This window comes from Athalassotoga sp., assembly GCF_049965695.1.
Taxonomy (GTDB): Bacteria; Thermotogota; Thermotogae; order Mesoaciditogales; family Mesoaciditogaceae; genus Athalassotoga.
The window spans coordinates 1-5,236 of record NZ_JBMFWB010000036.1; the positions used below are offsets into that span (position 1 = coordinate 1).

Below are 5,236 nucleotides of genomic sequence, written 5' to 3' on the forward strand. Positions count from 1 at the left end.
GAATTTAAAGAATCTTATATAAAAAGTAAAAAAGAGGATATCGTTATAATTGACAGTCCTGTTGGAATGCCAGGAAGAGCAATACGAAATAAATTTTTAGATGATGTGTCCAATGGAATTAGAAAGCCAACAAAATGTCCATGGAAATGCTTAAAAACCTGTGAATATATAAACTCTCCTTATTGCATTGCCCTTGCGTTGACCAACGCTAAAAAGGGATATCTTCAGGATGGTTTTGTGTTTGTCGGCGCCAACGCATATCGTGTTAATGAAATAGTTTCGGTAAAAGCACTTATCAACACTTTAAAAACGGAGTACGACGTAGCGTCGTGATGTTCCCCAACTCTGTATGCGATCGCTGTGATCACATTTTGATCACATCATTTCGTTCGATAACCATGAGCCTTTGCGTAAATATGTGATGATGTGATCGCAATTTAAAATAATTATTTCTGAAGATTTTTCAAAATTTCGTCTATTACCTTTTCCTCATTTTTAAGTTTTTTTACTATCCCATAATGTGATTTGAATTTACCATTTTTCGATTCGTAATCATTCACAATTTTGTCAGTATCACTTCCGATACATGTGAGCACCAACGTGACTTTACCGGGCGGAACAAGTTTTAAAAATTCAACTGTTGCATTTGCAGGCTTTCCTGCCCACAAAGGTGAGACGACGATATACCTGTCAGTATCTTTGTAATTTTCACTGATTTTGATTTTGACACTTTTGTTCCTCATGGAATAATAGCCGGCCTTCAAATATCCGAACAAACCTTTGAAACTTGGACTTTCTTGAATTATTTCGATCGGTTTTACACCCAGAGCCTTCGATATTTTCTCGGCCACTCTTTTGCTATTTCCTGTTCTTGAAAAGAAAACAACGCTGTATTTCATTCAGACACCTCTTTTGCAGATTTTTTGAGTTCTTGCCTTACACGCCTGTAAATGATTATAGGTAGATCTCCTTGATAAAGATTTTCGTTCATTCTCAACTCACTTTTTATTGGCCTTTGAGTAATGACAACCCTTTTATCCTGATTAAGGACTTTTTTGTTGAAAGGCATCGATATTTTCGTTACCAAATTTCGAATGAGCGGCACCTTCAAAAATCTCTGGTAGAATCTCAAATATATGATGGTATTTGAATCGTCTATCGGGACAAATGCAGCCACAACCCTTAAATCTTTGTTTATGATGTTTTGCCAGTAATTCGGAAAGATGAATTGCAATCTTCCTATGCAATCTTCTTTTTTTACCTCTTCGGGCTTCAAAGGCTTTTGACCGTTGTCGAGAACATTGTTGACCCACACGTTGATAATCCCATCTTTGTATTCGACGATCGGGCCGTTGACCAGAGTTCTTCCGCCGCGTCCTATCGTGTTGTAATGGACAAAAGGAAGGTGAGAGACATCTAACTGGTTTTCTATTGATCTTGAATAATGCACGGGCCATATATCCGTAAGAGATGAATAGTTGAACGTTTCGTCTATACCGTCCAGCCATTTTATCTCGGGAAGATCCCTCTCTTCTCCAAACCACATGAAGACGAAATCACCTTTTTCGACGACAGGATAACTTTTAACTTTGAAATTCGATCTTACAATGCCGTTTTTGCCAATCGAAGGAATCAAAACACCTCTGCCGGATCCGTCGTATTCTATACCGTGAAATGGGCACTGCACATGATCGTTGACGATCTTTCCAAGTGCAAGATCGGCCCCTCTATGAGCGCATGTCCGCTCTATGCAGTGAATTTGATTTGACTTATCTCTCCAGAATAGCAAATCCTTGCCTAATCTTTTGGCTGCTGTTATTTTTTCTTTCTTGACTTCTTTTGAGTCAAGTACTATATACCATTGATTGTTGATCATCCTTATCAACCTCTTTTCAAGAAAGCACAAAAATTGATAGTCTAAATCAAAAGACAGTGGAGTCTAAGGTTCTAATAATACCGATGATTCATTATTATAACAAAATTCATTATCAAAGTCAAATCAAGTATACCAAATTTATATCCTATTGAATTCTATGAAGCGTAGTATGGTAGAATTTCTATAAATCAAAATGAAAGGAATGGATCATGAAAATACTTGTAACGGCTTTTGAGCCTTTTGAAAAAGAGAAGATAAATCCATCTTATGAAGTACTTAAAAATTTAAAAGATCAAATAATGGATGCTGAAATAATAAAGATGCAGGTTCCAACAGTCTTTTATTTGTCTACAAAAAAAGTTATAGAGAAGATTGAAGAAATAAATCCAGATGCCGTTCTTAGCATTGGACAGGCTGCCAAAAAATACAGCGTAAATGTTGAAAGAGTGGCGATAAATATCGACGATGCAAGAATACCAGATAATGCCGGCCAACAACCTGTAGACACTCCGATCGATTTGGACGGAATGCCGGCTTACTTTGCGACTATCCCGATAAAACATATCGTTGAAGAGATCAAAAAAGAAAAAATACCCGCCGTAATTTCAAACACGGCAGGGACTTATGTGTGCAATCATCTTATGTATGGCATTCTAAACCACATCCATAAAAATAATCTGCCAATCAAAGCAGGATTTATTCACGTACCATATTCTTCTGAACAGGTACTTGACAGACCAGACACTCCTTTTATGTCTTTAGAAGATATGACACGTGCCATCGAAATTGCTTTAAGAGTCATTGCAAGCGATACATCAGTGAGAAGTGATGGCTGAAGAGTGAGCAGTCGAAGTTCGTTTGTCATCCCTGAGTTCATCAGGGATCGCCTTTAAAACTTACACGAAATGCGATCCCGCATCAAGTGCGGGATGACGGGAGAAAAAATGTATTGTGCGTCACGAGTCACGAACTATCTCTACTCCTTAAACTCTGCTCTCTAATCCCTATTCCCTACTCCCTGTTTCCACTACGTGCCACGAGCCACGAGCTACGTGCTAATTAGGCCAATAGCGCATTTTTTGTGTCCTATGAATTGCAGAATGTTTGGGATAGAAATTTTCGCTTATCCATTTTGCGGTGTCTTTTATCGATATTTCAATACTTCTGGGTGAATATCCCAATTCTTTAGATGCCTTTTCATGAGAAGTCAAAGAATTGCTCAAAAGTGTATGAATCGAGTAAGCGGTGTAAGTTTGTTGGTCTGATTTTTTAAAAAGATCGTGAGATAATTCAAAAATAGGCGCTGCCAATCTTGCAATCCATGTCGGAATTTCAACGGATGGACATTTCACATCAAATGCTTTTGAAAGGATTTCGAAAATACTCTTAACCGTAATCTGCTCTCCCGAAAGGATATAATTTTCCCCGCGTCTTCCTTTCTCGCACGCAAGTATCGTTCCATCAACCACATCTCTGACATCAACGAAATCGTAAGTACCATTTATGTAAAAGTGAATTTTGCCCTTCATAAAGTTATAGATCATCTGACCGATATTCGATAATTTGTACTCGTATGGACCTATGACACCCGTCGGATGAACGATGACGGCATCAAGACCTCTATCAATGGATTCTAAAACCGCAATTGTTGCCATTGCCTTCGATTTGGCGTATTCGCCGACAACTTTGGATGGATCGAAAGATTTTGTCTCTTTTATTGGAACACCCTTTGGAGGTTCTACAAAGGCGTGAATCGAACTCATGTAAACAAGTCTTTCAACCTTGCAATCAAGGCACGCCTTGATCACGTTTTGAGTGCCACCGACATTCACATCAAAGATATTTTTGGATTTTTTAGAAATCGAAACTATCCCGGCCAGATGATAAACGATTTTCGCATCACGGAAACCTTCTTGAAGCGATTTTATGTCTCTTACATCTCCGTAAAAGTACTCTACATCAAGGCCCGCAAGCGGAGTGAGACTTTCAGATGGCATGACGAATGCCCTTACCTTCTCGCCTCTTTTGACAATTTCTTTTACAAGTACGTTACCGATATGTCCTGTTGCCCCTGTTACAACTATCATTTTAGCACCTCCTTTCATAATTTTAGACCAAATTAGTTTTTTGGTCTATTAGCGGTAAAAAAAATTATCTTACAACTATTCCATTGAAAAGTATATTCACAAGAATTTCAACGTTTTTTTCTATTTCAAAATCATTTGACGTGGCAAATTTGTATTCTATGCCCTTTGTTGCCATGGCCATAACGTAGGCTGTCAAATAAACGTCTTTCACATCGAATATACCCTCATTTATCCCGTTTTTGAGTATATTTTCGAAGACACCAATTTCGTAATCATCGTAATCTTTTCTTACTTGATTTATGAAATCGTACATCTCTAAATATTCATCTTTGAAAGCAACGTAAAGATTTGAAAGTGCTTTCATTGCTTTCATCCTTGTTATTATGTAATTCTTCAACTTTTGCTGGGGAGAACTACTTTCTTTCAAAGCAAGTTCGAGTTTTGACTTCAACTCTTCCGCTTCGATATCCACAATGGCTTTGAGTATCTCTTCTTTGCTTTTGAAGTAATAGTAAAGAGTGCTCTTTCCTTTTCTTGATTTAGAGGCTATCTCATCCATCGTTGTCTTTTTAAAACCGTATTTGGCAAAAAGTTCTCGTGCCGATTCAATTATCCTGTCTCTTTCGTCCATTCATTCACTCTTTTCGACTAAAATAGTTTTACGTTCGATAGCAGCATAACATATATTTTTTAGCATGTCAATAGCATTAACGCGTCGCCTTCGCAGTTTGCAGAATAAAATAAGCCTATCAAAAATAGCGTAAACATCAATCGTGTTTAAAATCGTATTCAAAGCAACTTTGATTTGTGATACCATAATATTGGTGTCTCTTCTTTTTAAATTTCAAATCAAAATGTTGAACAATCCGATAGTCCATATTAAATAGGGGAGGTGCGATCTTGAAAAAGTTTTTTGTGTTGTTGATTTTGACGCTTATCGCGGGTATAGGGTTATCGCTGACGGTTACATTCGTCACCGATACGGGTGGCATAGGAGACAAATCTTTTAACGACAGTGCTTGGAATGGAGTCGAGATGGCCGTTAAAGACTTAGGTGTTACCGCAAATCTTATCCAGTCGTATGAACAGGCAGATTACGTTCCAAATCTTTCGGCGGCGGCACAGGTGTCAGACGTGGTTGTTGCGGTGGGATTTTTGATTCAGGATGCCGTTATAAAGGTGGCTCCGCAATTCCCAAACACAAAATTCATCTTCATAGACGGATCGATAGATGGCATACCCAATGTCGAAAGTTATGTGTTTGCCCAGCAAC

7 protein-coding genes are annotated in these 5,236 nt (G+C 38.1%); 3 read left to right on the forward strand and 4 right to left on the reverse strand.

The window, feature by feature from the left end:
• Window positions 1–333, forward strand: a 333-nt coding sequence (locus tag ACP5NR_RS08535; protein ID WP_428006336.1) for a nitronate monooxygenase, incomplete at its 5' end; no start/stop codon positions are given.
• 113 nt (window positions 334–446) lie between these two features.
• On the opposite strand, the gene ACP5NR_RS08540 is transcribed toward ACP5NR_RS08535, so the two are convergent.
• Both ACP5NR_RS08540 and ACP5NR_RS08545 read right to left on the reverse strand, forming a co-directional pair.
• Window positions 447–899 (reverse strand): flavodoxin family protein, encoded by a 453-nt coding sequence (locus ACP5NR_RS08540; RefSeq protein WP_428006337.1) that lies wholly within the window; start codon window positions 897–899, stop codon window positions 447–449.
• Window positions 896–1,876, reverse strand: coding sequence for a Rieske 2Fe-2S domain-containing protein (locus ACP5NR_RS08545; protein ID WP_428006338.1), 981 nt, complete (start codon window positions 1,874–1,876; stop codon window positions 896–898). The genes ACP5NR_RS08540 and ACP5NR_RS08545 overlap by 4 nt, the downstream gene beginning before the upstream one ends.
• Window positions 1,877–2,085: 209 nt before the next feature.
• Between ACP5NR_RS08545 and pcp the strand changes: the two genes are divergently transcribed.
• A complete protein-coding gene (gene pcp, locus ACP5NR_RS08550; protein WP_428005639.1) occupies window positions 2,086–2,712 on the forward strand; it encodes a pyroglutamyl-peptidase I in 627 nt (208 codons plus the stop codon).
• 219 nt (window positions 2,713–2,931) lie between these two features.
• Here pcp and ACP5NR_RS08555 read toward each other — a convergent pair whose 3' ends face one another.
• Window positions 2,932–3,963: an NAD-dependent epimerase/dehydratase family protein gene (locus ACP5NR_RS08555; protein WP_428006339.1), complete on the reverse strand. Its 1,032-nt coding sequence runs from the start codon at window positions 3,961–3,963 to the stop codon at window positions 2,932–2,934.
• A 64-nt stretch (window positions 3,964–4,027) separates the two neighbouring features.
• A complete protein-coding gene (locus ACP5NR_RS08560; RefSeq protein ID WP_428005641.1) occupies window positions 4,028–4,594 on the reverse strand; it encodes a TetR/AcrR family transcriptional regulator in 567 nt (188 codons plus the stop codon).
• 269 nt (window positions 4,595–4,863) lie between these two features.
• Between ACP5NR_RS08560 and ACP5NR_RS08565 the strand changes: the two genes are divergently transcribed.
• On the forward strand, window positions 4,864–5,236 hold a 373-nt coding region (locus ACP5NR_RS08565), incomplete at its 3' end, for a BMP family lipoprotein (protein WP_428006340.1).